The 25,992-nt window shown below is 69.2% G+C and carries 21 protein-coding genes; 15 read left to right on the top strand and 6 right to left on the bottom strand.

The features are described from left to right. The first annotated feature begins 14 nt into the window (after positions 1–14). The 11 genes from nuoL (at position 15) to dnaE (ending at position 16,634) form a co-directional block, all read left to right on the top strand. Positions 15–2,126, top strand: a complete 2,112-nt coding sequence (gene nuoL / locus MTDSW087_RS08060; protein ID WP_144762750.1) for an NADH-quinone oxidoreductase subunit L — start codon at positions 15–17, stop codon at positions 2,124–2,126. Beyond that, a complete protein-coding gene (locus MTDSW087_RS08055) occupies positions 2,126–3,646 on the top strand; it encodes an NADH-quinone oxidoreductase subunit M (protein WP_144762748.1) in 1,521 nt (506 codons plus the stop codon). The genes nuoL and MTDSW087_RS08055 overlap by 1 nt, the downstream gene beginning before the upstream one ends. An 8-nt stretch (positions 3,647–3,654) precedes the next feature. Beyond that, positions 3,655–5,100 carry an NADH-quinone oxidoreductase subunit NuoN gene (gene nuoN / locus MTDSW087_RS08050; RefSeq protein WP_144762745.1) on the top strand — a complete coding sequence of 482 codons (1,446 nt, stop codon included), beginning with the start codon at positions 3,655–3,657 and terminating at the stop codon, positions 5,098–5,100. Between the two features lie 5 nt (positions 5,101–5,105). Beyond that, on the top strand, positions 5,106–5,930 hold the full coding sequence (locus MTDSW087_RS08045) for a biotin--[acetyl-CoA-carboxylase] ligase (protein ID WP_238178667.1): 825 nt from the start codon (positions 5,106–5,108) through the stop codon (positions 5,928–5,930). A 16-nt stretch (positions 5,931–5,946) separates the two neighbouring features. Then, positions 5,947–7,620, top strand: coding sequence for a ribonuclease J (locus tag MTDSW087_RS08040; RefSeq protein ID WP_144762743.1), 1,674 nt, complete (start codon positions 5,947–5,949; stop codon positions 7,618–7,620). Between the two features lie 257 nt (positions 7,621–7,877). Next, complete coding sequence (mce, locus tag MTDSW087_RS08035) at positions 7,878–8,282, top strand: methylmalonyl-CoA epimerase (RefSeq protein WP_144762741.1); 405 nt, start codon at positions 7,878–7,880, stop codon at positions 8,280–8,282. 4 nt (positions 8,283–8,286) lie between these two features. Further along, positions 8,287–8,622, top strand: a complete 336-nt coding sequence (locus tag MTDSW087_RS08030) for a DUF1467 family protein (RefSeq protein ID WP_238178666.1) — start codon at positions 8,287–8,289, stop codon at positions 8,620–8,622. A gap of 443 nt (positions 8,623–9,065) precedes the next feature. After that, positions 9,066–10,391 (top strand): proline--tRNA ligase, encoded by a 1,326-nt coding sequence (proS, locus tag MTDSW087_RS08025; protein WP_144762739.1) that lies wholly within the window; start codon positions 9,066–9,068, stop codon positions 10,389–10,391. A 10-nt stretch (positions 10,392–10,401) separates the two neighbouring features. Further along, a complete protein-coding gene (locus MTDSW087_RS08020) occupies positions 10,402–11,715 on the top strand; it encodes a lipoprotein-releasing ABC transporter permease subunit (RefSeq protein ID WP_144762737.1) in 1,314 nt (437 codons plus the stop codon). Between the two features lie 19 nt (positions 11,716–11,734). Beyond that, a complete protein-coding gene (locus MTDSW087_RS08015; RefSeq protein ID WP_144762735.1) occupies positions 11,735–12,442 on the top strand; it encodes an ABC transporter ATP-binding protein in 708 nt (235 codons plus the stop codon). Positions 12,443–13,103: 661 nt separating this feature from the next. Beyond that, positions 13,104–16,634 carry a DNA polymerase III subunit alpha gene (gene dnaE, locus MTDSW087_RS08010; RefSeq protein WP_144762733.1) on the top strand — a complete coding sequence of 1,177 codons (3,531 nt, stop codon included), beginning with the start codon at positions 13,104–13,106 and terminating at the stop codon, positions 16,632–16,634. Between the two features lie 18 nt (positions 16,635–16,652). Here dnaE and MTDSW087_RS08005 read toward each other — a convergent pair whose 3' ends face one another. After that, positions 16,653–17,189, bottom strand: a complete 537-nt coding sequence (locus tag MTDSW087_RS08005; RefSeq protein WP_144762731.1) for a hypothetical protein — start codon at positions 17,187–17,189, stop codon at positions 16,653–16,655. Between the two features lie 155 nt (positions 17,190–17,344). Here MTDSW087_RS08005 and MTDSW087_RS30060 point away from each other — a divergent pair, with 155 nt between their 5' ends. Next, complete coding sequence (locus MTDSW087_RS30060; protein ID WP_185156747.1) at positions 17,345–17,488, top strand: hypothetical protein; 144 nt, start codon at positions 17,345–17,347, stop codon at positions 17,486–17,488. Here MTDSW087_RS30060 and MTDSW087_RS08000 read toward each other — a convergent pair. After that, complete coding sequence (locus MTDSW087_RS08000; RefSeq protein WP_144762729.1) at positions 17,469–18,185, bottom strand: gamma-glutamylcyclotransferase; 717 nt, start codon at positions 18,183–18,185, stop codon at positions 17,469–17,471. The two genes, MTDSW087_RS30060 and MTDSW087_RS08000, sit on opposite strands and share 20 nt — an antisense overlap. Positions 18,186–18,231: 46 nt before the next feature. Beyond that, positions 18,232–18,579 (bottom strand): hypothetical protein, encoded by a 348-nt coding sequence (locus MTDSW087_RS07995; protein WP_238178665.1) that lies wholly within the window; start codon positions 18,577–18,579, stop codon positions 18,232–18,234. A gap of 160 nt (positions 18,580–18,739) precedes the next feature. Here MTDSW087_RS07995 and recO point away from each other — a divergent pair, with 160 nt between their 5' ends. Beyond that, the gene (gene recO / locus MTDSW087_RS07990; protein ID WP_144762725.1) at positions 18,740–19,456 is read left to right on the top strand and encodes a DNA repair protein RecO; all 717 of its coding nucleotides are present in this window, start codon (positions 18,740–18,742) and stop codon (positions 19,454–19,456) included. A gap of 47 nt (positions 19,457–19,503) precedes the next feature. Next, positions 19,504–21,750: a DNA topoisomerase IV subunit A gene (gene parC, locus MTDSW087_RS07985; protein ID WP_144762723.1), complete on the top strand. Its 2,247-nt coding sequence runs from the start codon at positions 19,504–19,506 to the stop codon at positions 21,748–21,750. 22 nt (positions 21,751–21,772) lie between these two features. Here parC and MTDSW087_RS30055 read toward each other — a convergent pair whose 3' ends face one another. Next, complete coding sequence (locus MTDSW087_RS30055; RefSeq protein WP_186383780.1) at positions 21,773–21,916, bottom strand: hypothetical protein; 144 nt, start codon at positions 21,914–21,916, stop codon at positions 21,773–21,775. Positions 21,917–22,099: 183 nt separating this feature from the next. Here MTDSW087_RS30055 and MTDSW087_RS07980 point away from each other — a divergent pair, with 183 nt between their 5' ends. After that, a complete protein-coding gene (locus MTDSW087_RS07980) occupies positions 22,100–23,515 on the top strand; it encodes an FAD-binding oxidoreductase (RefSeq protein WP_144762721.1) in 1,416 nt (471 codons plus the stop codon). 196 nt (positions 23,516–23,711) lie between these two features. On the opposite strand, the gene MTDSW087_RS07975 is transcribed toward MTDSW087_RS07980, so the two are convergent. Together MTDSW087_RS07975 and MTDSW087_RS07970 are read right to left on the bottom strand one after the other, a co-directional pair. After that, the gene (locus MTDSW087_RS07975; protein WP_144762718.1) at positions 23,712–24,605 is read right to left on the bottom strand and encodes an amino acid ABC transporter substrate-binding protein; all 894 of its coding nucleotides are present in this window, start codon (positions 24,603–24,605) and stop codon (positions 23,712–23,714) included. Positions 24,606–24,613: 8 nt separating this feature from the next. Beyond that, positions 24,614–25,897, bottom strand: a complete 1,284-nt coding sequence (locus MTDSW087_RS07970; protein WP_144762716.1) for a dicarboxylate/amino acid:cation symporter — start codon at positions 25,895–25,897, stop codon at positions 24,614–24,616. Between the last annotated feature and the right edge of the window lie 95 nt (positions 25,898–25,992).

The raw sequence follows: 25,992 nt of genomic DNA, 5'->3' as shown, positions 1-25,992 counted from the left end.
ACTGCAAGAGAACGATGTATCACGCGATCGTCTTCTTCCCGCTCATCGGCGCCCTGATCGCCGGCCTGTTCGGGCGCTTCATCGGCGCGCGGGCGAGCGAGTACGTCACCACGGCGTGCCTCGCCTTCGCCGCGCTGATCGCCTGGGGCGTGTTCATCGATGGCGAGCACGCGACCCGCGTGCAGGTCGCGACCTGGTTCACGGCCGGCGGCCTGACCGTCGACTGGGCCTTCCGGATCGACACGCTCACCCGGGTGATGCTCGTCGTCGTCACCTCGGTCTCGACCCTCGTGCACCTCTACTCCATCGGCTACATGGAGGAGGATCCGCACCGGCCGCGCTTCTTCGCCTACCTGTCGCTGTTCACCTTCGCCATGCTGATGCTGGTGACGGCCGACAACCTCGTGCAGATGTTCTTCGGCTGGGAGGGCGTCGGCCTCGCCTCCTACCTCCTGATCGGCTTCTGGTACGAGAAGCCCTCGGCCAACGCCGCCGCGATGAAGGCCTTCATCGTCAACCGCGTCGGCGATTTCGGCTTCTCGCTCGGCATCTTCCTCGTCTTCGTGCTGTTCGGCTCGGTCGCCTTCGACGGCATCTTCCCGCGCGTGAACGAGTTCAAGGACGCGACCTTCCACTTCCTCGGCTACGACTGGCACGCGCTCACGCTCGCCTGCCTGCTCCTGTTCATGGGCGCGATGGGCAAGTCGGCGCAGTTCCTGCTGCACACCTGGCTGCCGGACGCGATGGAGGGCCCGACCCCGGTCTCGGCGCTCATCCACGCCGCCACCATGGTCACCGCCGGCGTGTTCATGGTCGCGCGCCTGTCGCCGCTCTTCGAACTCGCTCCGAACGCGCTGATCGTGGTCACCGTGATCGGCGGCATCACCGCCTTCTTCGCGGCGACCGTCGGCCTCGTGCAGAACGACATCAAGCGCGTCATCGCCTACTCGACCTGCTCGCAGCTCGGCTACATGTTCGTGGCGCTCGGCGTCGGCGCCTACTCGGCGGGCATCTTCCACCTCTTCACGCACGCCTTCTTCAAGGCGCTGCTGTTCCTCGGCGCCGGCTCGGTCATCCACGCGATGCACCATGAGCAGGACATGCGGAACATGGGCGCGCTGCGTCCCTACATCCCCTTCACCACGGCGATGATGGCGATCGGCACGCTCGCGCTGATCGGCTTCCCCTTCACGGCCGGCTACTACTCGAAGGACGCCATCATCGAGGCGGCCTACATGTCGACCCGGCCCGGGCACACGCTCGCCTTCTTCGCCACCGTGATCGCCGCCTTCTTCACCTCGTTCTACTCCTGGCGCCTGTTCTTCATGACCTTCGAGGGCCCGGCCCGCTGGGCCGGCCACGGCGCGCATGGGCACGATGCGCATGGTCATGACGACCACCACGCCCCGGCGGTGGCGCATGCCGCGACCGCGCACCAGGCGGACGGCGCGCCCGGCCATCACGAGGGCGTCGCCCACAACGATCACGGCCATGATGTCGAGCCCGCCTCGCACAGCGCCATCGAGCATCACGACCACGGTCCGCACGCGCCGCACGAGAGCCCGCTCGTGATGACGATCCCGCTCGCCGTGCTCGCGGTCGGCGCGCTCTTCGCGGGCCTCGTCTTCAAGAACAAGTTCATCGGCGACGGCATGGACGCCTTCTGGGGCCACGCCCTGGCGCATGGGCCCGACAACCACATCATGCACGAGATCCACAACGCGCCGCGCTGGGTCTCGCTGTCGCCGTTCGTGATGCTGGTTCTCGGCTTCCTCGTCGCCTTCTGGATGTATATCCGCCGGCCGGGCCTGCCCCACGCCCTGGCCGAGCAGCAGCCGGTCCTGTACCGGTTCCTGCTCAACAAGTGGTACTTCGACGAGATCTACGACCGGATCTTCGTCCGCCCGGCCAAGGATTTCGGCATCTTCCTCTGGAAGCAGGTCGATGGCCGCGCCATCGACGGCGCCGGGCCTGACGGCATCGCTGCCCGCGTCGTGGACGTGACCCGCGGCGTGGTCCGCCTCCAGACCGGCTACGTCTACCACTACGCCTTCGTGATGCTCATCGGCGTCGCCGGCCTGATCAGCTGGTACCTGATGACCGGCCTGCCCAAAGGTGCCCACTGATGTTCGGCCTCGGGATCCTCTCCGGCCTCCTCATCGTCCCGCTCTGCGGCGCGGCCTTCATCCTCACCCTGCGCGGTGACGAGGAGAGCGTGAAGCGCAACGCCCGCTGGGCTGCGCTCGCGACGACGATCGTCACCTTCCTGCTCTCGCTGGTCGCCTGGAACCGCTTCGACCCGTCCTCGCCGAGCTTCCAGCTCGTCGAGAGCCATGCCTGGATCACCGAGACGATCCGGTTCAAGCTCGGCCTCGACGGCTTCTCGATGCCGCTGATGCTGCTGACGACCTTCCTGATGCCCTTCTGCATCGGCGCGTCGTGGCACTCGATCGACACCCGGGTGAAGGAGTACTTCGTCGCCTTCCTCGTCCTCGAGACGACGATGATCGGCGTGTTCTGCGCCCTCGACCTGGTGCTGTTCTACCTATTCTTCGAGGCCGGCCTGATCCCGATGTTCCTCATCATCGGCATCTGGGGCGGCAAGCGGCGCATCTACGCGAGCTTCAAGTTCTTCCTCTACACCCTGCTCGGCTCGGTGCTGATGCTGCTCGCCATCATGGCGATGTACTGGTACGCCGGCACGACCGATATCCCGACCCTGCTGCAGACCCGCTTCCCGGCGCATATGCAGACCTGGCTGTGGCTCGCCTTCTTCGCCTCCTTCGCGGTGAAGATGCCGATGTGGCCGGTCCATACCTGGCTCCCCGACGCCCACGTCGAGGCACCGACGGCGGGCTCGGTGATCCTGGCGGGCATCCTCCTCAAGATGGGCGGCTACGGCTTCATCCGGATCTCGCTGCCGATGCTGCCGGATGCGAGCCACGAGTTCGCGCCGCTCGTTTTCGCCCTGTCGATCATCGCGATCATCTTCACCTCGCTCACCGCGATGATGCAGACCGACATCAAGAAGCTGATCGCCTACTCCTCCGTGGCGCATATGGGCTTCGTGACGCTCGGCCTGTTCACGCTGAACGAGCAGGGCATCCAGGGCGCGCTGTTCCTGATGATCTCGCACGGCATCGTGTCGGGCGCGCTCTTCCTCTGCGTCGGCGTGGTCTACGACCGTATGCACACCCGCGAGATCGCGGCCTATGGCGGCCTCGTGAAGCGGATGCCGCTCTACGCGGCGGCGATGATGGTCTTCACCATGGCCAATGTCGGCCTGCCCGGCACCTCCGGCTTCGTCGGCGAGTTCCTGGCCATGATGGGCGCCTTCAAGGCCAACCCGACGGTCGCCTTCTTCTCGGTCTTCGGCATCATCCTCTCGGCGGGCTACGCGCTGTGGCTCTACGCGCGGGTGATCTACGGGAAGCTGGAGAAGCCGAGCCTCCAGGGCATCCTCGATCTCGACACCCGCGAGAAGATCATCCTCGCCCCCCTCGTCGCCCTGACGATCTATTACGGCGTGCACCCGGCCCCGATCCTCGACGTGTTCGCGCCGTCGACGGAGCAACTCATGGCCGGCATCCGCACCGCCCTCTCGAACACGCAGACCGCGGCCGCCGCGCTGCCGCTCGCGCGCTGAGGTCACCGATGCCGACCGTGCACTCCGTCCTGCCCACCCTGGCGCCGCTCATCCCCGAGATCATCCTGAGCGTCGGGGTGATGGTGCTGATCCTCTACGGCGCCTTCCGCGGCGAGCGCTCCGTCGAGGGCGTCAATGTCGGCGCCCTCATCCTCCTGCTGCTGGCCCTCTTCGTGGTGGTCTCGCAGGCGCCCGGCATCAAGGTGACGACCCTGTCCGGCGCCTTCATCCAGGACAGCTTCGCCAAGGTGATGAAGGCGCTGGTCCTGCTCGGCTCGGCTGCCGCGATCCTGCTCTCGCGCGACTACTTCCAGCGCGAGCGGATCGACCGGTTCGAGTACCCGATCCTGATCGTGCTCTCCACGATCGGCATGATGGTCATGGTCTCGGCCAACGACCTGATCGCGCTCTATCTCGGCCTCGAGCTGCAATCGCTCGCCGCCTACGTCATCGCCTCGTTCCATCGCGACGACCTGAAGTCGACCGAGGCCGGGCTGAAGTACTTCGTGCTCGGCGCGCTCTCCTCCGGCATGCTGCTCTACGGCTCCTCGCTGATCTACGGCTTCACCGGCACCGTCTCCTTCCCCGGCATCGTCTCGGTGCTGAACGAGAATGCCGGCTTCGGCATCGTGCTCGGCATCGTGTTCGTGGCCGCGGGCGTCGCCTTCAAGATGTCGGCGGTGCCGTTCCACATGTGGACGCCCGACGTCTACGAGGGCTCGCCGACCCCGGTGACCGCCTTCTTCGCCTCGGCCCCGAAGATGGCCGCGGTGGCGATGACGGTGCGCGTCTTCATCGGCGCCCTGCCGGACGTGACCGCGATCTGGCAGCAGATCATCGTCTTCATCTCTATCGCCTCGATGGCGCTCGGCTCCTTCGCGGCGATCGGGCAGCGCAACATCAAGCGCCTGATGGCCTATTCCTCGATCGGCAATATCGGCTACGCGCTGATCGGCCTCGCCTCCGGCTCCGAGGAGGGCATCCGCGGCGTGGTGATCTACATGATCATCTACCTCGCGATGACGCTCGGCGCCTTCGCGATCATCCTCTCGATGCGCCGCCGCAACGAGATGTTCGAGACGATCGAGGACCTGTCGGGCCTCTCGCGCACCCATCCCTGGATGGCGTTCTGCCTGGCGATGATGATGTTCTCGCTCGCCGGCATCCCGCCGCTGGCCGGCTTCTTCGCGAAGTTCTACGTCTTCGCCGCGGCGATCAAGGCGGGCCTCGTGGTGCTGGCGGTGATCGGTGTCGTGACCAGCGTGGTGGGCGCCTACTATTACCTGCGCGTCGTGCGGATCATGTATTTCGACGAGCCGAAGGCGCCCTACGAGGCGATGCCGATCGGCTCACTCGTGGTGCTCACCCTGTCGAGCATCGTGGTGATCCTGTTCTGGCTGTTGCCGGCGCCCCTCGTCGGCGCTGCGGGAGCGGCCGCCAAGTCGCTGTTCTGAGAGCCTTGGCCGACGCTTCGACGGGCTATCGCCTCGGCGCCACCGCCAGGGATCTGGGCCATCGCCTCCACGTTCACGACCGGCTCGGGTCGACGAACGGGGAGGCGATGGCGCTCGCGCGGGCGGGCGAGGTCGGCCCGCTCTGGATCGCGGCGCGGCGCCAGGAGGCCGGTCGCGGGCGCCGCGGCAATGTCTGGGACTCGGTCCCGGGCAACCTCGCGGCGAGCGTGCTTTGGCCCGCGGCCGGGATCGAGCCCGAGCGGCTGGCGACCCTGGGCTTCGTCGCGGGCGTGGCGCTCGCCGAGGCGCTCGAGGAAGCCTGCGGCACCGGGCCGGGCGGGGACGACTCGGAGGCGGCACGGCCGTTCCGGCTGAAATGGCCGAACGACGTGCTGCTCGGATCGGCCAAGTTGGCCGGGATCCTGCTGGAGGCGGAGACGCTGCCCGGCGGCCGGCGCGCGGTGGTGATCGGCTTCGGCGTGAACGTGGCCGGCGTTCCCGAGGGCGTGGCGGATCGGGCCGCCGCCCTGTCGGGGGCCGGGTTCGCGGCGGATGCGGAGACGGTGCTGCAGCACCTGAGCGACCGGCTCGCCGCCGCGGCGCGGGCCTGGGACGGGGGGCGCGGCTTCGCGGGAATTCGCGGGCGGTGGCTCGCGCGGGCGGCGGGCCTCGGCGGCCCGATCGCGGTCGAGACCGGTACGGCGACCTTGCGGGGGCGCTTCGAGGAGATCGACGAGGGGGGGCGGCTCGTGATCCTCGCCCCGGACGGCACGCGACATACCGTGACGGCGGGCGAGGTGCATTTCGGAACGGCCGCGACGGCGGCGTGAGATTGGACGACGGACGATGACGACTGGACAGGACGAGCTCGTCTTCCTGCCGCTGGGCGGGGTGGGCGAGATCGGCATGAACGCGGCGCTCTACGGCTTCGGGCCGGAGAAGGGCCGCAAGTGGATCATGATCGATTGCGGCATGGGCTTCGCCGGTGAGGAGGCGATGCCGGGCGTCGACCTGATGTTCCCGGACCTCTCCTTCATCGAGGAGCGGCGCAAGGATCTGCTCGGGATCTTCATCACCCACGCGCATGAGGACCATATCGGCGCGATCAGCGAGCTGTGGCCGCGCCTCAAGGTTCCGGTCTACGCCACGCGCTTCGCCAAGAACCTGCTGGAGGCCCGCCGCCTCGGCGAGCCCGGCGCGCCGAAGGTCGAGCTGCGCGAGGTGAAGCCCGGCAAGCGCGTGACGGTGGGGCCGTTCGAGCTCGACTTCGTGCCCGTCTCGCACTCGATCCCCGAATCGAACGCGGTGGCGATCCGGACCAAGGCCGGCCTCGTCCTCCATACCGGCGACTGGAAGATCGACCCGAACCCGGTGGCCGGCAACGTCACCGAGGCCGCGGCCTTCCAGGCGCTGGGCGACGAGGGTGTGCTGGCCATCGTCTGCGATTCCACCAACGTGGTGCGCGAGGGCTTCTCGCCCTCCGAGGCCGAGGTCTCGCAGACGCTCCGCAAGCTCGTGGCCGAGGCGCCGCACCGCGTGGCGGTGACGACCTTCGCCTCGAACGTCGCCCGCATCCGGGCGGTGGCGGAGGCGGCGCAGGCCTGCGGGCGCGAGGTGGTCGCCGTCGGCCGCGCCATGGACCGCGTCATCGACGTCGCCCGGGAATGCGGCTATCTCGACGGCCTGCCGGACTTCCGCCGCTCCGATTCCTGGAAGAACCTCCCCCGCGAGCGCGTCGTGGCCCTGCTCACGGGCTCGCAGGGCGAGCCGCGCGCGGCGCTCGCCCGCGTGTCGCGCCGCGACCATCCCGACATCCAGCTCGCGGGCGGCGACCGGGTGATCTTCTCCTCGCGCGCCATTCCCGGCAACGAGCGCGACGTCGGCGCGATCATCAACGACCTGATCGAGCAGGGCGTCGAGGTCATCACCGACCGGACCGAGCTCGTCCACGTGTCCGGCCATCCGCGCCGGGACGAGATGGTGCAGATGTATGCCTGGACGCGGCCGCAGACAGCGATTCCCGTCCACGGCGAGGCGCTGCACCTCGACGAGCATGCCCGCTTCGCGCGGGCGCAGGGCGTCGGCAACGTCGTCAAGGCGCGCAACGGAACCCTGATCCGGCTCGCGCCCGGCAAGCCGGACGTGGTGGAGCACGTCAAGGCCGGCCGCCTGTTCAAGGACGGCAACGTCCTCGTCGACGACAAGGACCGCGCGATCCCCGAGCGGCGCAAGCTCGCCCAGGCGGGCCTCGTCTCGGTGGCGCTCGCCATCGACGAGGACGGCGTCGTGCTCGGAGAGCCGGCGGTGGACATCATCGGCCTGCCGAACCGCGGCCGCAGCGGGCAGGCGCTGATCGACGTGGTGGTCGATGCCGTCACCGACACCCTCGGCGGCCTCTCGCGAGGCAAGCTGAAGGATTCGGAGGGCGTCGAGAAGGCGGTCGACCGGGCGATCCGCACGGCCCTCAACGAGGCCTGGGGCAAGAAGCCGGCCTGCCACGTTCAGGTTGTCGAGGTCTAGAGCGCTCTTAAGCCGAACTGGATGCCGGTTCGGCGAATAGGGCGCGTCGAAACAAGGGCTTGGAGCTGCTCCCGATTGCAACGCGATCGGGAGCAGCTCCAACGGAACGGCCCGACGACGAAAGTCCGCTGGGGCGTGCGGCCGCTCTCCGCTAGAGAGAGCTCCCGCCGCACGCGCGTCTTCGGGCCGAACGGTATAGGCATAGAACAGGGCGAGCGGCGCCAGCGACGCCGCCGCGACAAACGGGGAGTGGGACAATGATCGGGCGCCTGAACCATGTGGCCATCGCCGTGCGCGACCTCGACGCGGCGGTCGCCACCTATCGCGATACGCTCGGCGCTACCGTGAAGCCGCCGCTGCCGCAGCCCGAGCACGGCGTGACGGTGGTGTTCGTGGAGCTTCCCAACAGCAAGATCGAGCTGATGTCGCCGCTCGGCGAGGGCTCGCCGATCGAGGCCTTCGTCGAGCGCAACCCGGGCGGGGGCATCCACCACGTCTGCTACGAGGTGGACGACATCCTCGCCGCCCGCGACAAGCTGAAGGCGCAGGGCGCCCGCGTGCTCGGCACCGGCGAGCCGAAGATCGGCGCGCACGGCAAGCCGGTGCTGTTCCTGCACCCGAAGGACTTCCTCGGCACGCTGGTCGAGCTGGAGCAGGTCTGAGCCGGTGAGCGGGTTCCTGGCAGCCGTGGCGCACTCGACCTGGCGCACCCTCGCGCTGGTCGTGGTGCTGGTCGCCGCCTTCGTGGCGGCGGCCGTGGCCCTGTTCAAGCTCACCGTGTTCGGGGCCGCCGCCCTCTATTTCGTGGTCTGGTGGACGCTGCTCTTCGCGATCCTGCCGATCCGCAACCAGCCCGAGATGCGGCCCGAGCACATCGTACCGGGCCAGGATCCCGGCGCGCCGGCCGCCCCGCGCCTGCGGGAGAAGGCCGTGTGGACCACCCTGTTCGCCGGGGTCGTCTTCCTCGCCGCGCTGGCGATCTTTCCGCTCGCCGGCCTGTAGCGAGCGCAGGCGGCCGCTGCGAACAGGGTCCGAAAACAAAAAAGCAAGGCCCGAGGCCTTGCTTTGAGAAACGTTCGTCGATGGCTGGACCTTTGAGAACCTGCGCATTGGCTGCGCGGCGGTCGCATTTTCCTCCCGAGACTCGGACCCTGCGCCACCTCAACCGGGCGTCGCAAACATCGCGAGGACGCTTATAGGAACAACAGTTCGTGCTGTCACGACCCTCGTGGCAGAAATTTGCTCTTTTTTGCCGTCGAAGGAGCGTCCCCAACTGCCATTGCGGTCCCTGGGTGTCGGCGCGACCTCAGGGGGCGCGGAAACGACCCTGCGACGGCAAGCAAGCCCGGGCGACGCTTGTGTTTTCCCGGGGCAATGTGTTGTGTGCCCTCGGCATCGGGCCTACGCCCCCTGCTCAGCTGCACCCGGATCGTCGTCGGACCGCCATGCGTCTCTCCCGCTACTTCCTCCCCACCCTGCGCGAGACGCCGAAGGAGGCGGAGATCGTCTCTCACCGCCTGATGCTGCGGGCGGGCCTCGTCCGCCAGGAGGCGGCGGGCATCTATGCCTGGCTGCCGCTGGGCCTGCGCGTGCTGAACAGGGTCTGCGCGGTGATCCGCGAGGAGCAGGACCGGGCCGGCGCCGTCGAGCTGCTGATGCCGACCGTGCAATCGGCCGAGCTCTGGCGCGAATCCGGCCGCTACGAGGCCTATGGCAAGGAGATGCTGCGCCTCAAGGACCGGCACGAGCGCGAGATGCTCTACGGCCCGACCGCCGAGGAGGTCATCACCGAGATCTTCCGCGCGAGCGTGCGCTCCTACAAGGACCTGCCCAAGAACCTCTACCAGATCTCCTGGAAGTTCCGCGACGAGGTGCGGCCGCGCTTCGGCACCATGCGCTCGCGCGAGTTCCTGATGAAGGACGCCTATTCCTTCGATCTCGACCAGGCCGGCGCCCGCCACGCCTATAACCGCATGTTCGTGGCCTATCTGCGCACCTTCGCGGGGCTCGGCCTCAAGGCGATCCCGATGCGCGCCGATACCGGCCCGATCGGCGGCGACCTCAGCCACGAGTTCATCATCCTGGCCAAGACCGGCGAGAGCGAGGTCTTCTGCGACAAGGCCTATCTCGACTTCGAGATCCCGGCCGCCACCACCGATTTCGAGGACGTCGCCGGGCTCCAGGGCCTCGTCGATGCCTGGACCTCGCACTACGCCGCCACCGACGAGATGCACGAGCCGGACGCCTTCGCCGAGGTGCCGGAGGAGAGCCGCATGGCGGCCCGCGGCATCGAGGTCGGGCACATCTTCTATTTCGGCACCAAGTATTCCGAGCCGATGGGCGCCAAGGTGGCGGGTCCCGACGGCATCGAGCGCCCGGTCCATATGGGCTCCTACGGCATCGGCCCGAGCCGGCTCGTCGCCGCGATCATCGAGGCGAGCCACGACGAGGCGGGCATCATCTGGCCGGATTCGGTCGCGCCCTTCGACGTGGCCCTGATCAACCTGAAGGTCGGCGACGCGGCCACCGACGCCGCCTGCGGCGAGATCCAGGCGCAGCTCGAGGCGGCGGGCGTCTCCGTGCTCTACGACGACCGCGACGAGCGCCCCGGCGCCAAGTTCGCCACGGCCGACCTGATCGGCCTGCCCTGGCAGGTGGTGGTCGGGCCCAAGGGGCTCGCCGAGGGCAAGGTCGAGCTGAAGCGGCGCGCGGGCGGCGAGCGCGAGACCCTGGCGCCGGTCGACCTGCTGGCCCGGATCAAGCGCGTCTGAGGCCGCCGCGATGGGCGCCGGCGCGACGGAGACGACACCAGCCTGGAAGCGGCGGCTCGCCGCGCTCGCGCCGCGGCCGGGCGCGACCGCGCCGTTCGCCCTGTTCGAATGGATCATCGCGGGCCGCTACCTGCGGGCGCGGCGCCGCGGCGGCGGCGTCTCGGTGGTGGCCTTCTTCTCCGTGCTCGGCATCGCGCTCGGCGTCGCCACCCTCATCATCGTGCTCTCGGTGATGAATGGCTTCCGCTCCGAGTTGCTGTCGAAGATCGTGGGCATCAACGGCCACGTCTTCGCCACGCCCATCGACCGCACCTTCACCGACTATGCCGACCTCTCGGACCGGCTGTCGAAGGTCGCCGGCGTGCGCGCAGCCATCCCCCTCGTCGAGGGGCAGGCCTTCGCCTCCTCGCCCTATGGCGGCAGCGGCGTCCTCGTGCGCGGCATCCGGGCCGAGGATCTCGACGCCATGGCCGCGGTCTCGAAGTCGATCCGCGGCGGCACGCTCGCCGATTTCGGCGACGGCTCGGGCGTCCTCATCGGCCGGCGGCTCGCCGACAGCCTGGGGCTTCAAGCCGGCGACACCATCACCCTCTCGACGCCGAAGGGCTCGACCACGCCCTTCGGCACCGCGCCGCGGACCAAGAGCTACGCGGTCAAGGCGATCTTCGAGATCGGCATGACGGAGTTCGATTCGACCTTCGTCTTCATGCCGCTCGCCGAATCCCAGGCCTTCTTCAACAAGGAGGGCGACGTCACGATGATCGAGATCTACATCGATCATCCCGACGAGGTCGCCGCCATGCGCGAGCCCCTGGAGATGGCGGCCGAGCGCCCGATCCTGTTCACCGACTGGCGCCAGCGCAACCGCACCTTCTTCGGCGCGCTGGAGGTCGAGCGGAACGTGATGTTCCTGATCCTCAGCCTGATCGTCGTGGTGGCGACGCTCAACATCGTCTCCGGCCTGATCCTGCTGGTGCGCGACAAGTCGAGCGACATCGCGATCCTGCGCACCATGGGCGCCACGCCCGGCACGATCATGCGCGTCTTCCTGATCAACGGGGCGCTGATCGGCCTCGTCGGGACGCTCGCCGGCCTCGTGCTCGGGGTGGTCATCACCCTCAACATCAAGCCGATCCAGCGCGTGCTCTTCCCCGGCGCCTGGGATCCGACCGTGCGCTTCCTCGCGGAGATCCCGGCGCAGATGAACACCGGCGAGGTCGTCGTCGTGGTGGTCACCGCCTTCCTCCTGTCGCTCGTCGCGACGCTCTATCCCTCCTGGCGCGCGGCCCGGCTCGATCCGGTGCAGGCGCTGCGCTACGGCTGAGACTCAGGGACACGACCGCATGAGCGCAGATGCCGCCGGCGCCCAACCGGTGCCGGCCCTGTTCTTCGCCCGCGTGGAGCGGCGCTACGCCCAGGCCGAGGGCGCGCTGGAGATCCTGCGCGGCGCCGACCTCGCGATCTGGCCGGGGGAGATCGTCGCCCTCGTCGCGCCCTCGGGCGCCGGCAAGTCGACCCTGCTGCACCTCGCCGGCCTGCTGGAGCGGCCGGATGGCGGCGAGGTCTATGTCGGCGGCCATCCGACCGCGGCGATGAGCGATGCCGAGCGCACCCGGTTCCGGCGCGAGGAGATGGGCTTCGTCTACCAGTTCCACCACCTGCTGCCGGAATTCTCGGCGCTCGAGAACGTGGTGATGCCCCAGCTCATCCGCGGCCTGCCGCAGGCGGAGGCGCGGACGCGGGCCACGGAGCTGCTCTCCTTCCTCGGGCTCAAGGACCGGCTGATCCATCGCCCGGCCGAGCTTTCGGGCGGCGAGCAGCAGCGCGTCGCCATCGCCCGCGCGGTGGCCAACGGGCCGCGCCTGCTGCTGGCCGACGAGCCCACCGGCAATCTCGATCCGCAGACCGCGGGCCACGTCTTCGGCATTCTGCTGGCGCTGGTGCGCGCCTCCGGGCTCGCGGCGCTCGTCGCCACCCACAACATGGAACTCGCCGCCCGCATGGACCGCAGGGTGACGATCCAGGATGGGCTCATCCGCCAGCTCGACTGAGAACCTGCTCGAGTCGGATCGACCGATCTTGGCTTGGAGATTTCCTCTCCTCCCACCCCCTCACCTCAGGATGAGGTCGAGGACGGGATCGCTTGAGTGCAGACCCGCTCGAACAGGCGACGAGCACGGGGAGGGCTGCGTCGCCCTCCAGCCGGGCCGCAACGGCCGTCTCCGATCAACCCCTGGAACGCCCCTCGGCAGCCCCCACCCGCGCCAACCTCGATCCGCGCGGGAGCAGCTCCTTCGCGCGTTCAACGCTCCTTAACCATTCGCCCAATTACGCCCGTTTCGGCACTTTGCTTCAGAACAAAACATGAACATACTGGTTTTGTTCTTCAGGAGGCAGCCGAGATGTTGAAGCGGATCGTCCTGACCGGCATGGCGGAGTTCATGGCCTTCGGTCTCCTCACGGCGTCGGTGGCGGCCTGGGGCATAGCCTTGGCGCCGGTCCCTTAAGGCACGCTCTCGGAATCTGGTTTCGTTCCCGGGTTCCCGACTTGTTCACAGGAAAGCCGCGGGGCTGGCCCCGAGGTGACCGGAAGCCGGACATCGCTTCGGAGTGCGGACGGGAATCGGTGGATATCGCCGCCTGTGCGTCCCGCCGGTGACAGACTCCCCGGGCACAGATCGGCACGCTGCTCGACCCATCGCAAGGTCGGTCATGGCGCGTCAGCTCAAGGAGGTCGGCTTCGTCCACCTCCACGTCCACTCGTCCTATTCCCTGCTCGAGGGCGCCCTGAAGGTCGGCGACCTCGTGAAGGCGGCGGCCGCCGACCGGCAGCCGGCGCTCGCGCTCACCGACACCAACAACCTGTTCGGGGCGCTCGAATTCTCGGAGAAGGCGGCGGGCTCCGGCATCCAGCCGATCGCCGGAATCCAGCTCGCCGTGACCTTCGAGGCGGCCGACCCGATGGGGCGCGGCGGTGTCCCCGCCGCTCCGATCGTGCTGCTCGCGCAGGACGAGGAGGGCTACGGCAACCTGCTGCGCCTCGGCAGCCGGGCCTATTTCGACACGCCTCTCGGCGAGGCGCCGCGGGTGGCGGCCGAGGCGCTCATGGAATCGGGGCGCGGCCTCATCGCGCTCACCGGCGGCCTGACCGGCCCCCTCGACACGGCGCTGAGGGCGGGGCGGCGCGACCTCGCGCAGGCGCGGCTCGCCCGGCTGGCATCGGCCTTCGGCGAGGACAGGCTCTATGTCGAGATCCAGCGGCACGGGCTCGACGATGAGCGCCGGATCGAGGACGGCCTGATCGACCTCGCCGAGGCGCAGGGTCTCTCCCTCGTCGCGACGAACGAGCCCTTCTTCGGCAAGCCCGGCGACTACGACGCGCACGACGCGCTGCTGGCGATCGCGGAGGGCCGCGTCGTCTCCGACGACCGCCGCCGCAAGCTGACCCCGCGCCACGCTTTCAAGACGCGGGCGGAGATGGCGGAGCTGTTCCGCGACCTGCCGGACGCGCTCCAGGCCAGCGTCGAGATCGCCATGCGCTGCGCCTACCGCGTGCGCACCCGCAAGCCCATCCTGCCGAATTTCGGCTCGGCCGCGCCGGAGGGCCTCGCCGAGAGCCAGGAGGCGCAAGGTGCGGCGCTCGCCGCCGAGGCGACGACCGCCGTCGCCGAGACGATCTCCGCCGACGAGCCGACGGAGCTGCGCCGGCAGGCCGAGGCCGGCCTCGAGGCGCGGCTCGCCAAGCACGGGCCGGCGCCGGGCTTCACCGAGCAGCAATACCGCGAGCGTCTAGCCTTCGAGCTCGACGTCATCGTCAAGATGAAGTTCCCGGGCTATTTCCTGATCGTCTCGGACTTCATCAAGTGGGCCAAGGCCCACGACATCCCGGTCGGGCCCGGCCGCGGCTCGGGCGCCGGCTCGCTGGTGGCGTGGTCGCTCCTCATCACCGATCTCGACCCGCTCCGCTTCGGCCTGCTGTTCGAGCGCTTCCTCAACCCTGAGCGCGTCTCGATGCCGGATTTCGACATCGACTTCTGCGTCGAAGGCCGCGAGCGCGTGATCCAGTACGTCCAGCGCCGCTACGGCGAGGAGCAGGTCGCGCAGATCATCACCTTCGGCACGTTGCTCGCCCGCGGCGTGCTGCGCGACGTCGGCCGCGTGCTGGAGATGCCCTACGGGCAGGTCGACAAGCTGACGAAGCTGGTGCCGCAGAACCCGGCCAACCCCGTGACGCTGGCCCAGGCCATCGAGGGCGAGCCGAAGCTGCAATCGGCCATCGAGGACGAGCCGGTGGTGGCCCGGCTCATGGAGATCTCGAAGAAGCTCGAAGGCCTGCACCGCCACGCCTCGACCCACGCCGCGGGCGTGGTGATCGGCGACCGGCCCCTCGAGGAGCTGGTGCCGCTCTACCGAGACCCGAAGACGGGCATGCGGGTGACCCAGTTCAACATGAAGTGGGTCGAGCAGGCGGGGCTGGTGAAGTTCGACTTCCTCGGCCTCAAGACGCTCACCATGCTGCGCTGCTGCACGGACCTCCTCAAGCAGCGCAGCATCGACATCGACCTGGCCTCGCTGCCGCTTGACAACGAGGACACCTACAAGCCGATGGGCCGGGGCGAGACGGTCGGCGTGTTCCAGGTGGAATCGGCGGGCATGCGCAAGGCGCTCTGCGAGATGCAGGCCGACCGTTTCGAGGACATCATCGCGCTGGTGGCGCTCTATCGCCCGGGCCCGATGGCCAACATCCCGGTCTATTGCGAGCGCAAGCTCGGCCGCGACGCCGGCAACGAGGCCAATTGGTATCCGCACCCGAAGCTGGAGCCGATGCTGAAGGAGACCTTCGGCATCATCGTCTACCAGGAGCAGGTGATGGAGATCGCCAAGGTGCTCGCGGGCTACACGCTCGGCGAGGCCGACATGCTCCGCCGCGCCATGGGCAAGAAGATCCGCGCCGAGATGGATGCGCAGCGCGAGCGCTTCGTGAAGGGCTGCGTCGAGCGCGAGCTGACCAAGGCCAAGGCCGACGAGATCTTCGACCTGCTCGCGAAGTTCGCCGATTACGGCTTCAACAAGAGCCACGCGGCGGCCTACGCGCTGCTGACCTACCAGACCGGCTATCTGAAGGCGAATTACCCGGTCGAGTTCCTCGCCGCGGCGATGACGCTCGACATCGACAACACCGACAAGCTCGCCGAATTCCGCCAGGACGCGCAGCGCCTCAAGATCCCGGTCGATCCGCCCTCGATCAACACCTCCGGCGAGGTCTTCGAGGTGCATCAGGGCCGCATCCGCTACGCGCTCGCCGCCATCAAGGGCGTCGGCCGCGAGGCGGTGCGCTCCATCGTGCAGGCGCGCGGGACCAAACCGTTCAAGGATCTCGCCTGCCTCGCCCGGCGCCTCAACCCGCGCGCCGTGAACAAGCGCGTGCTGGAAAGCCTCGTCCAGGCCGGCGCCCTGGACTGCATCGAGCCGGACCGCGCCCGCGCCTTCGCGGCGATCGAGCCGATGATGAAGCTGGCCCAGGGCGCGGCCGAGGCAGAATCGACCGGCATCGGCGACATGTTCGGCGGCGTCGCCTCGGACACGGTCTCGCTCCGCATTCCACCCCACGAACTCTGGCCGATGGCCGACAAGCTGAAGCGGGAATACGCCGCGATCGGCTTCTTCGTCTCCGGCCACCCGCTCGACGAGTACGGCGACCTGCTCGGCAAGCTGCGCGTGCAGAGCTGGGCCGAGTTCTGCCGCTCGGTCCGCGCCGGCACCACCAGCGTCGGGCGGGTTGCGGCCTCCGTGCTCGACCGCTCGGAGCGGCGCACCAAGAGCGGCAACAAGCTCGGCATCGTCACGCTCTCGGACCAGACCGGCCATTTCGAGGCGATCATCTTCTCGGAAGGGCTCGGCCATTACCGGGACATCCTCGAACCCGGGAAGCCGCTGGTGCTCCAGCTCCAGGCGAACCTGGAGGGCGAGGACGTGCGCGCCCGCATCCAGACGGCGGAACCGCTCGACGCGGCGGTGGCCCGCTACCAGAAGGGCATGCGCATCTATCTGCGCGACGAGCGCCCGATCCCGGCCGTGCAGAAGCAGCTCGGCCTGCGCGGCGAGGGCGAGGTCTCGCTGATCCTGATGCTCGACGGCGCCAGCGAGGTCGAGGTGCGCCTGCCCGGCAAGTACCAGGCGACGCCCGCCATCGCCGGGGCGCTGCGCGCGGTGCCGGGCGTGGTGCAGGTGGAGGTGAACTGAGGCCGCGCCGCGGCGCGCTCAGAATCCCTGCAGGCAGGGGCCCATGGCCGCGCGCAGCGGCGCGCCCTGTTCCTCGGCGACCACGAAGGTCGCCACCACCGGCGCGTCGCCCTTGCGCGGCGACGTCTGCGTCCAGACGAGCTTCGCGCCGGGCTTGGCGAGCGCCAGCGCGGCCTCGCGCAGGGGCGCCTCGCCGCGGCGGGAAGGCGCCACGGTGAGGGTGAAGCTCGTGGCCGGATCGGCCGCCACCGCGCCGCTCGCCCGGGCGCGGGTGCTGCGCACGCCGGACGCCGTGACGATGCGAAGGTCGGTCAGCGGCGCGGCGCTGCCGCTCGGGCCTTCGAGCGCGTCGAAATCGAAGGGCAGGCCCTCGAAGCGCGGCACGGTCAGCGTCGCCGCGATGCCGGTCTTCGGCTCGCAGTCGAGGCGGAGCGTCACGCTGCGGGTCTCGGGGCCGATCGCCGCCGTGCCGGGCAGGTCGAGGCCGGCGGCCCCGGCCTGCGTGGCGCCCGCGAGGAGGGCCGCCGCCATCCCGAGCCAGAGCCGTGCCGTCATCCCGCTGATCTCCCGTCGTTCGGGCCGCACATCAACCCTTTCTTGACCATGCCGGCAAGCGCCCGGGATGAAACCGGGCCCATGTGCGCCAGCGCAGGTCCGTCGAATGCGATCGAGCCTAAACAGCCGCGCTTAAGGCTGTTGAGACCAGTTCGATGCGTACCAAGGTGGTTCTGGCGCTGACGCTGTTCGTCTACCTGATGAACGGCAAGGCGCCGGGTTTTCGTGAGCTCCGCAACCCCGATGCGGAGCACCATTCCGGCCGCGCCGTGCTGGCGCTCAAGCGGACCTGGATCTGACCACCTCGTCGGGCAGGCAGTCCCGCAATCGCTCGGCCACCAGCTTCTGCAGCGACCAGAGATGGCGGTCGCGGATGCCGAGCTCGGCGCAGGCCCGCACCGTGCGGAACAGGTATTCCGCGCTCGGGCCGATATGCCCGCAGGCCGCCGCGATCTTGTCGGCGATCTCCACGTCCGAGAGGCGGCCGCTGTAGCGGTCGCTCGCCCGGTTCACGAGGAAGGTCAGGGCCGAGACCGTGCCGGATTCCGTCGCGACGGGGAGCCAGCGGGCGACATAGCCCATGCCGCGCATCTCCCGCCGCCAGACCGGCATCAGGGTCTCGTGCAGGTCCGTGCCGGTGAGGCGGAAGGCGACGCCGCGGCAGATCCCGCCCCGGTCGAGGGCGAGCACGAAGCCCGGCCGGTCCGGCGTGCCGCGGAAGCGCCGCTGCAGCAGGCAGAAGCGGCGGTGGAAGCCGCGCACCGTACCGAGCCGGCTCTCGGCGTAGGCGAATTCCGGCCGCCACATCAGCGAGCCGTAGGCGAAGACCCAGAGATCGTCGCCGCCCTGCCGGTCCGCGATGATCTGCTCGAGGCCTGGCCGCAACTCCTCGTCGGTCATGAGCCGGAGGGCGTTCTCGTCGTCGGGCACCGGCACGCTGTGGGCGCGCGCGATCAGGTCCAGGCTGAGGTCGAGATCGTCGGCTGGGGAGGGCATGCGGCGAGCCCAGCATGCCGCGTGCCGGGGCGCAAGCGCGGCGGCGTCAGGCGCTCCGGTTGCCGAGGGTCTCCAGCTCGGGGAACGGCTCCGTGCGGTGCCCGGTGCAGACCTCGTCGTCGTCGATCACGCGGAAGCGGGAGGCCGCCTTGTCCTCCTGCACCACGATCTTCGGCCGCTCGGCCTTGCCGAAGGTGCGGCCCTTCATGTGGGTCGAGACGCAGTAGAGCGTGCGGCTCGCATCCTCGAACGGGCCGCTGATCCGGCTATGCTCGAACCGCACCGGGATTAGCGAGACCGCGCCGAATTCCACCCGGCCGAGCGCCAGGCGGGCGATGCGCTCGCGCGGGGTGCCCGATGCCACCTCCGTCTCGGGCGCGGGGCGGCTCGCCATGCATCCGCCGAGGCCGAACGCCAACGCGACGCCTGTGAGCCGAGCCAGCATCCGAATCTTCTCCGATGCTGGGAGTATAGGCCGCGCACCTCTATCCCTGAAGCCGGCAGCCCGCCGAAATGCGCTCCCGGAACGCCCCCGGACCGACTATCTCTGTCCCATGCAATGGACCGACGATGGCATCGTTCTGGGCGTGCGCCGGCACGGGGAGACCGGCACCGTCCTGGAAGCGATGACGCGCGAGCGCGGGCGCCATCTCGGCCTCGTCCATGGCGGCCGCTCGCGGCGCATGCAGCCCGTGCTGCAACCGGGCAATCGGGTGCGCCTGACCTGGCGCGCGCGGCTCGACGAGAGCCTCGGCTCCTACGCGGTCGAGCCCGTGGAATCGGTGGTCTCGCGGCTGATCGGCTCCTCGCTCGCGCTCTACGGCGTCACCCACATGGCGGGGCTGCTCAGGCTCCTGCCCGAGCGCGATCCGCATCCCGAATTGTACGAGGCCGCCCGGATCCTGATCGAGCGGCTCGACGATCCGCATGTCGCACCGCCGCTGATGGTGCGCTTCGAGCTCGCCATCCTGGCCGAGTTGGGCTTCGGCCTCGATCTCGGCGCCTGCGCGGCCACCGGCGCGAACGATGCCCTGATCTACGTCTCGCCGCGCTCCGGCCGCGCGGTCAGCGCCTCGGCGGGCGAGCCCTATCGCGACCGGCTGCTGCCGCTGCCGGGCTTCCTCCGGGGCGAGGGGCTCGGCCCGGACGACGTTACCAAGGGGTTTACCTTGACGGGCTATTTCCTCAATCAGCACATCTGGGACCCCCGGGCCCTGCCAGTTCCGGAGGAGCGGGCACGATTCGTCGCACTCAGCCAGCGTGATGGCTGAGCATGTTCGTGTTATGTTCCGCCTGAATCAGTGAAGTTGGAGCCGTCATGGGACAGCCCTTCGAGCCGCCGTCCGGCGACGGCATCGAGAGCGTTGAGCTGAAATCCGCGCTGGAAGAGCGCTACCTCGCCTACGCGCTCTCCACGATCATGCACCGTGCCCTGCCGGATGCGCGCGACGGCCTGAAGCCGGTGCATCGCCGCATCCTCTACGGCATGCGCCTGCTGCGGCTCGACCCGAACACCGCGCACAAGAAATGCGCCAAGATCGTCGGCGACGTGATGGGCGATTTCCATCCGCACGGCGACCAGGCGATCTACGACGCGCTGGTGCGGCTCTCCCAGGACTTCGCGCAACGCTATCCGCTGGTCGATGGCCAGGGCAATTTCGGCAATATCGACGGCGACGGCCCGGCGGCCTACCGCTACACCGAGGCGCGCCTCACCGAGGTCGCCCGCCTGCTCCTCGACGGGATCGACGAGGACACGGTCGATTTCCGGCCCTCCTATAACGGGGAGAAGGAGGAGCCGATCGTCCTGCCGGCGGCCTTCCCGAACCTCCTGGCCAATGGCAGCCAGGGCATCGCGGTCGGCATGGCGACCTCGATCCCGCCGCACAACGCGGCCGAGCTCTGCGACGCGGCGCTCTACCTGATCAGCCATCCCGAGGCGACCTCGGCCCAGCTCGGCCGCTTCGTCCAGGGGCCGGACTTCCCGACCGGCGGCATCCTCGTGGATTCCGCCGAGAGCATCGCCGAGGCCTATCGCACCGGCCGCGGCGCCTTCCGCGTGCGCGCCCGCTGGGCCAAGGAGGAACTCGGCCGCGGCACCTGGAACATCGTCGTCACCGAGATTCCCTACGGCGTGCCGAAGAGCCGGCTCATCGAGAAGATGGCCGAGCTGCTTCAGGAGAAGAAGCTGCCGCTGCTCGCCGACGTGCGCGACGAATCGGCGGAGGATGTGCGCGTCGTGCTGGAGCCGCGCTCGCGCAGCGTCGATCCGGTCATCCTGATGGAATCGCTGTTCCGGCTCACCGAGCTGGAAGCGCGGATCCCGCTGAACCTCAACGTGCTGGTCGACGGACTCGTGCCGCGGGTGATCGGTCTCGCCGAGTGCCTGAGGCAGTGGGTCGACCATCGCCGCGTGGTGCTCCAGCGCCGCTCCCGCTTCCGCCTCGGCCAAATCGAGCGGCGCCTGGAGATCCTCGGCGGCCTGCTCATCGTCTATCTCGACCTCGACGAGGTCATCCGCATCATCCGCGAGGAGGACGAGCCGAAGGCCGCGCTCATCGCCCGGTTCACGCTGACCGAGATCCAGGCCAACGCCATCCTCGACACCCGCCTGCGCTCCCTGCGCAAGCTGGAGGAGATGGAGCTGAAGCGCGAGTTCGAGGCCCTGACGGCCGAGAAGGCGGAGATCGAGGAGCTTCTCGGCTCGGACGAGAAGCAGTGGAAGACGGTGCAGGCCCAGATCCGCGCCGTGAAGAAGACCTTCGGCCCCGAGACCAAGCTCGGCCGCCGCCGCACCACCCTGGAGAACCCGCCCGACACCGCCGGCGTCGATTTCACCGCGGCGCTGGTCGAGCGCGAGCCGATCACCGTGATCGTCTCGGAGAAGGGCTGGATCCGCGCGCTCAAGGGCCATGTCGCCGATCTCTCGGGCGTCGCCTTCAAGGGCGACGACGCGCTCAAGATCGCCTTCCCGAGCGAGACCACGGCCAAGATCCTGCTCCTGGCCTCCAACGGCAAGGTCTTCACCATCGAGGCCTCGAAGCTGCCGGGCGGGCGCGGCTTCGGCGACCCGGTCCGGCTGATGGTCGATCTCGACGACGGCACCGAGGTGGTGGCCGCGCTGCCCTACAAGCCCGAGAGCAAGCTGCTCATCGCGGGCTCGGACGGGCGCGGCTTCATCGCCCCGGCCGACGCGGTCGTCGCCAACACGCGCAAGGGCAAGGGCGTGCTCGGCCTCGACGGGGACGCCAAGGCCGTGATCCTGGTGCCGGCCGAGGGCGACCATGTCGCCGCGTGCAGCACCGACAAGCTGCTTCTGGTCTTCCCCGTCACCGAGCTGTCGGAGCTTGCCCGCGGCAAGGGCGTGCGCCTGCAGCGCTGCCGCCAGACCGCGCTCGCCGCGGCCCAGGTCTTCACCCTGGCCGAGGGCCTGCCCTGGCGCGACAGCGCCGGCCAGAGCCGGCTCGCCAACCAGCAGATGCTGGAGAAATGGATGGGCCACCGCGCCGACGCCGGCAGCCTGATGACCCGCAGCTTCCCGAAATTCGAGCGGTTCGGGGCTTGACGGGACCCGGTCGAGACGCGGCCTAGCCGATGAAATGCGCGGCGCTGAACAGGCCGCCGAAGACCACGCAGATGAACAGGATCAGTCCGGCGATCACCCCGACCGTCTGCACGGACTGACGCTTGTCCCGCGCCCGGTAGGACGCGCTCTCTGTGCTCTCGTGCATGCCGGATCACCCTCCTCTTCGGGACCGCAATGCGCGGCGCGGGCAAAGGCTCCCGCGCCGCGGCACAGGGCCCCGGCCGGGATGAGCGGCTCCTACCGTCTCGTGCCCGGTCAGTGAGATGCTTTGCCGGGCGCGCCGGAGGGTCTATGGCCTCCGCCACGCCCGCGAGACCCCGTTCGACCGATGACGACCGCCCCGCCGCCGCAGACCCCGCCCGAGCCCGCTGCCGTCGAAGCGGTGATCGCCGGCCTGCGCACGCGCCTCGGCGACCGGCTCTCCACCGGCCAGGCGGTGCGCGAGCAGCATGCGAGCACCCTGACCTGGGCCCCGAGCCAGCCGCCGGACGCCGTCGCCTTCGTCACCTCGACCGAGGAGGTCCAGGCGGTGGTCCGCCTCTGCGCCGAGCACCGTGTGCCGATCATCCCCTTCGGCACCGGCTCGTCGCTGGAGGGCCATGTCAACGCGCCCTTCGGCGGCGTCAGCGTCGACCTGTCGGGCATGGACCGGATCCTCGCGGTGAACGCGGAGGATCTCGACTGCGTGGTCGAGGCCGGCCTCACCCGCAAGGCGCTGAACCTGGCCCTGCGCGACCAGGGCCTGTTCTTCCCGATCGATCCGGGCGCCGACGCCTCCTTCGGCGGCATGGCCGCGACGCGGGCCTCGGGCACCAACGCCGTCCGCTACGGCACCATGCGCGACGCCGTTCTGGCGCTCACCGCGGTGATGCCGAGCGGCGAGATCGTCCGCACCGGGAGCCGCGCCCGCAAATCGGCCGCCGGCTACGACCTGACCCGCCTCCTCGTCGGCTCGGAGGGCACGCTCGGCCTCATCACCGAGCTGACGCTGCGCCTCTCCGGCATCCCGGAGGCGGTCTCGGCCGGCACCTGCTCCTTCCCGAGCGTGAAGGCGGCCTGCGACGCCGTCATCCTGACGATCCAGAGCGGTCTCCCGGTCGCGCGGATCGAGCTGCTCGACGAGATGCAGGTGCGGGCCTGCAACGCCTATTCCAAGGTCTCACTGCCGGAGACGCCGCTCCTGCTGCTCGAATTCCACGGCACCGACGCCTCGGTGCGCGAGCAGGCCGAGCGCTTCGGCGAGATCGCGGCGGGGGAGGGCGCCGGCCCCTTCACCTGGGCGACCGAGACGGAGGCGCGCAACCGCCTGTGGCAGGCCCGGCACGATGCCTATTGGGCGGCGCTCGCCCTGCGGCCGGGCGGCCGGGCGGTGGCGACCGATGTCTGCGTGCCGATCTCTCGGCTCGCCGAATGCGTCGCCGAGACCAAGCGCGACATCCTGGAGACCGGCCTCGTCGCGCCGATCGTCGGCCATGTCGGCGATGGCAACTTCCACGTCCAGCCCGTGGTCGATGTCGGCGATGCGGAGGAGGTCGCGCGCGTCGCCGGCTTCGTGGACCGCCTCGTCGCCCGGGCGCTCGCCATGGGCGGCACCTGCACCGGCGAGCACGGCATCGGCCAGAAGAAGATCCGCTATCTCGAAGACGAGCACGGGCCGGAGGCGGTGGCGCTGATGCGCAGCCTGAAACGGGCCGTCGACCCGCTCGGCATCATGAATCCCGGCAAGGTCCTGCGCGGCGCTTGAGCGAAGGCGACATCCGCCATCCCGAAGGGATCACCCGAATGTCGTATGACACATCTGAACTGGCGCGAGGCTTTGCAATTTTGCAGCCTGCGGCCGGATGAAGAGTCAATCTCCGCCCGTTCATAGCAACGAGGGTATTCTTCGCTTCTCGACCCCTCCGCCCGCCGCGGTCCCAGCCCGGCGGGCGCTTTTTTGATCAATCCTCCAAACCGATCAGCTGGAAGCTGGTGCGCAGCTCGCTCGACATCGGCACGTTGAGCCGCTCCCCGTTCGGCAGGCGCTTGAGGAACCACCGCTCGTAGATCCAGCGCAGCTCGCGCGATTCGGCGAGCCGCACGAAGGCCGCGTTCACCGTCGCCGCGAGGTCGGGGTCATCCTTGCGGAACATGATGCCGTAGGGCTCGAAGGAGAGCTTGTCGGGCAGCACCGTGAAGCGCACGCCCTCGGCGCCGGCATCGGCGATGAGCCCGTAGAGCAGCACGTCGTCGGTGGCGAAGGCATCGGCGCGGCCGTCCTTCACCATGGCGAAGGAGGCCGCGTGGTCGGGCGCCGTCAGGATCTCGGTCTGGAGCTTCAGCTTGGCGACGAGGCTGCGCAGGGCCGCTTCGTTGGTGGTGCCCGAGGTCACCACGACCTTGCGCCCGCCGAGGTCGCGGTAGGAGCGGATGCTGGGTTCACGCGGCACCAGCAGCGTCGTGGCGCTGACATAGGTCACCGGCGAGAAGGCGACGCTGCGCCGCCGCTCGGCATTGGCGGTGGTCGAGCCGCATTCGAGGTCGATGCGGCCCGCGGTCACCGCCTCGATGCGGGTATCGGGCGTCACCCGCTCGTAGCGCACGCGCAGGTCCGTGCGGCCCGTGGCGCGGCCGATCTCGTCCACGATCTCCCCGCACAGGTCGATCGCGTAGCCCACCGGCCGGCCGCGGTCGAGGAAGGAGAACGGCACCGAGGTCTCGCGGTAGCCGATCACCACCTCGCCGCGCTCGGCGATGGTCTTGAGCGCGCCGGTGAGGATCTCGACGGCCTGCGCGGGCAGCGGCAGGGCGAGGAGGGCGAGGCCGAAGGCGGCGGCGAGCCGGCGTACCGACATGGCCCGCCTCATTCGGCCGGAGAGGGCAGGGGACTGACGTCGCGGTCGAGCCGCTGGTCGCCGGTCGCGAGCTGGCCCTCCCACTTGGCCACCGCCACCGTGGCGACGCTGTTGCCGAGCACGTTCGTGGCCGAGCGGCCCATGTCGAGGAACTGGTCGATGCCGATGATCAGCAGCAGGCCCGCCTCGGGGATGTTGAACTGCGAGAGCGTCGCCGAGATCACCACCAGCGAGGCGCGCGGCACGCCGGCCATGCCCTTCGAGGTCACCATCAGCAGGAGCAGCATGGTCAGCTGCTGCCCCCAGGTGAGCGGGATGTTGTAGGCCTGGGCGATGAACATCACCGCGAAGGTGCAGTACATCATCGAGCCGTCGAGGTTGAACGAGTAGCCCATCGGCAGCACGAACGAGGTGATGCGGTTGGGCACGCCGAAGCGCTCGAGGTTCGAGAGGGTCTTCGGGTAGGCCGCCTCGCTCGACGCGGTCGAGAAGGCCAGCACGAAGGGCTCCTTGATCAGGTTGACGAGGCGACGGATGCCGCCCGAGCCCACGAGCAGGAAGCCCGCGAAGAGCAGCAGGCACCACAGCACCGCGAGGCTCGCGTAGAATTCCAGCATGAACTTGGCGTACGTGACGATCACGCCGATGCCCTGCGTGGTGATCGTCGCGGCGATCGCCGCGAACACGGCGAGCGGGGCGAACATCATCACGTAGCCCGTGACCTTCAGCATCACGTCGGCGAGCGATTCGATGCCGTGGGCCAGCGCGTGGCCCTTCTCGCCGAGCGCGGCCAGCGCCACGCCGAAGAAGATCGAGAACACCACGATCTGCAGGATCTCGTTGTTGGCCATCGCCTCGACGGCGCTCTTGGGCACCAGATGCGTGACGAACTCCTTCAGCGAGAGCGAGGCCGCCTTGAGGCCGGTGCCGGCCCCGGCCTCGGGCAGCGGCAGGTTCAGGTTGTGGCCGGGCTGGAGCAGGTTCACCAGGACCAGCCCGAGCATGAGCGAGCAGAACGAGGCGCCGACGAACCAGAGCAGCGCCTTGCCGCCGACGCGGCCGACCGAGGCGGTGTCGCCCATATGCGCGATGCCGACCACCAGCGTCGAGAACACCAGAGGCGCGATGATCATCTTGATCAGCCGCAGGAAGATGTCGCTGACGAGGGAGACGTATCCGGCGATCTCCTTAGCCGTCTGCGGATCGGGCCAGGTTATGCTGCAGAGGTAGCCGACGACGATGCCGAGCAACATGCCGATGAAGATCATCGTGGTGAGGCGTGAACCCGACATGCGCCCGTCTCCTCCGCCCACAGGCTTGATCTGTGATGTGAAGGCTGACGCATGTTCCGCGCCACTGGCAAGGGATTTTGCCCGGAGTACGGGAT

This window comes from Methylobacterium dankookense, from assembly GCF_902141855.1.
Lineage (GTDB): Bacteria > Pseudomonadota > Alphaproteobacteria > Rhizobiales > Beijerinckiaceae > Methylobacterium > Methylobacterium dankookense.
This window is presented reverse-complemented; position numbering and strand designations above follow the sequence as displayed.

What these genes read in the sequence shown, in the direction of transcription:
- nuoL (WP_144762750.1), top strand. Translation starts at nt 15, where the DNA reads ATGTATCACGCGATCGTCTTCTTCCCGCTCATCGGCGCCCTGATCGCC.
- MTDSW087_RS08055 (WP_144762748.1), top strand. Translation starts at nt 2,126, where the DNA reads ATGTTCGGCCTCGGGATCCTCTCCGGCCTCCTCATCGTCCCGCTCTGC.
- nuoN (WP_144762745.1), top strand. Translation starts at nt 3,655, where the DNA reads ATGCCGACCGTGCACTCCGTCCTGCCCACCCTGGCGCCGCTCATCCCC.
- MTDSW087_RS08040 (WP_144762743.1), top strand. Translation starts at nt 5,947, where the DNA reads ATGACGACTGGACAGGACGAGCTCGTCTTCCTGCCGCTGGGCGGGGTG.
- mce (WP_144762741.1), top strand. Translation starts at nt 7,878, where the DNA reads ATGATCGGGCGCCTGAACCATGTGGCCATCGCCGTGCGCGACCTCGAC.
- proS (WP_144762739.1), top strand. Translation starts at nt 9,066, where the DNA reads ATGCGTCTCTCCCGCTACTTCCTCCCCACCCTGCGCGAGACGCCGAAG.
- MTDSW087_RS08020 (WP_144762737.1), top strand. Translation starts at nt 10,402, where the DNA reads ATGGGCGCCGGCGCGACGGAGACGACACCAGCCTGGAAGCGGCGGCTC.
- MTDSW087_RS08015 (WP_144762735.1), top strand. Translation starts at nt 11,735, where the DNA reads ATGAGCGCAGATGCCGCCGGCGCCCAACCGGTGCCGGCCCTGTTCTTC.
- dnaE (WP_144762733.1), top strand. Translation starts at nt 13,104, where the DNA reads ATGGCGCGTCAGCTCAAGGAGGTCGGCTTCGTCCACCTCCACGTCCAC.
- MTDSW087_RS08005 (WP_144762731.1), bottom strand. Translation starts at nt 17,189, where the DNA reads ATGACGGCACGGCTCTGGCTCGGGATGGCGGCGGCCCTCCTCGCGGGC.
- MTDSW087_RS30060 (WP_185156747.1), top strand. Translation starts at nt 17,345, where the DNA reads ATGCGTACCAAGGTGGTTCTGGCGCTGACGCTGTTCGTCTACCTGATG.
- MTDSW087_RS08000 (WP_144762729.1), bottom strand. Translation starts at nt 18,185, where the DNA reads ATGCCCTCCCCAGCCGACGATCTCGACCTCAGCCTGGACCTGATCGCG.
- MTDSW087_RS07995 (WP_238178665.1), bottom strand. Translation starts at nt 18,579, where the DNA reads ATGGCGAGCCGCCCCGCGCCCGAGACGGAGGTGGCATCGGGCACCCCG.
- recO (WP_144762725.1), top strand. Translation starts at nt 18,740, where the DNA reads ATGCAATGGACCGACGATGGCATCGTTCTGGGCGTGCGCCGGCACGGG.
- parC (WP_144762723.1), top strand. Translation starts at nt 19,504, where the DNA reads ATGGGACAGCCCTTCGAGCCGCCGTCCGGCGACGGCATCGAGAGCGTT.
- MTDSW087_RS30055 (WP_186383780.1), bottom strand. Translation starts at nt 21,916, where the DNA reads ATGCACGAGAGCACAGAGAGCGCGTCCTACCGGGCGCGGGACAAGCGT.
- MTDSW087_RS07980 (WP_144762721.1), top strand. Translation starts at nt 22,100, where the DNA reads ATGACGACCGCCCCGCCGCCGCAGACCCCGCCCGAGCCCGCTGCCGTC.
- MTDSW087_RS07975 (WP_144762718.1), bottom strand. Translation starts at nt 24,605, where the DNA reads ATGTCGGTACGCCGGCTCGCCGCCGCCTTCGGCCTCGCCCTCCTCGCC.
- MTDSW087_RS07970 (WP_144762716.1), bottom strand. Translation starts at nt 25,897, where the DNA reads ATGTCGGGTTCACGCCTCACCACGATGATCTTCATCGGCATGTTGCTC.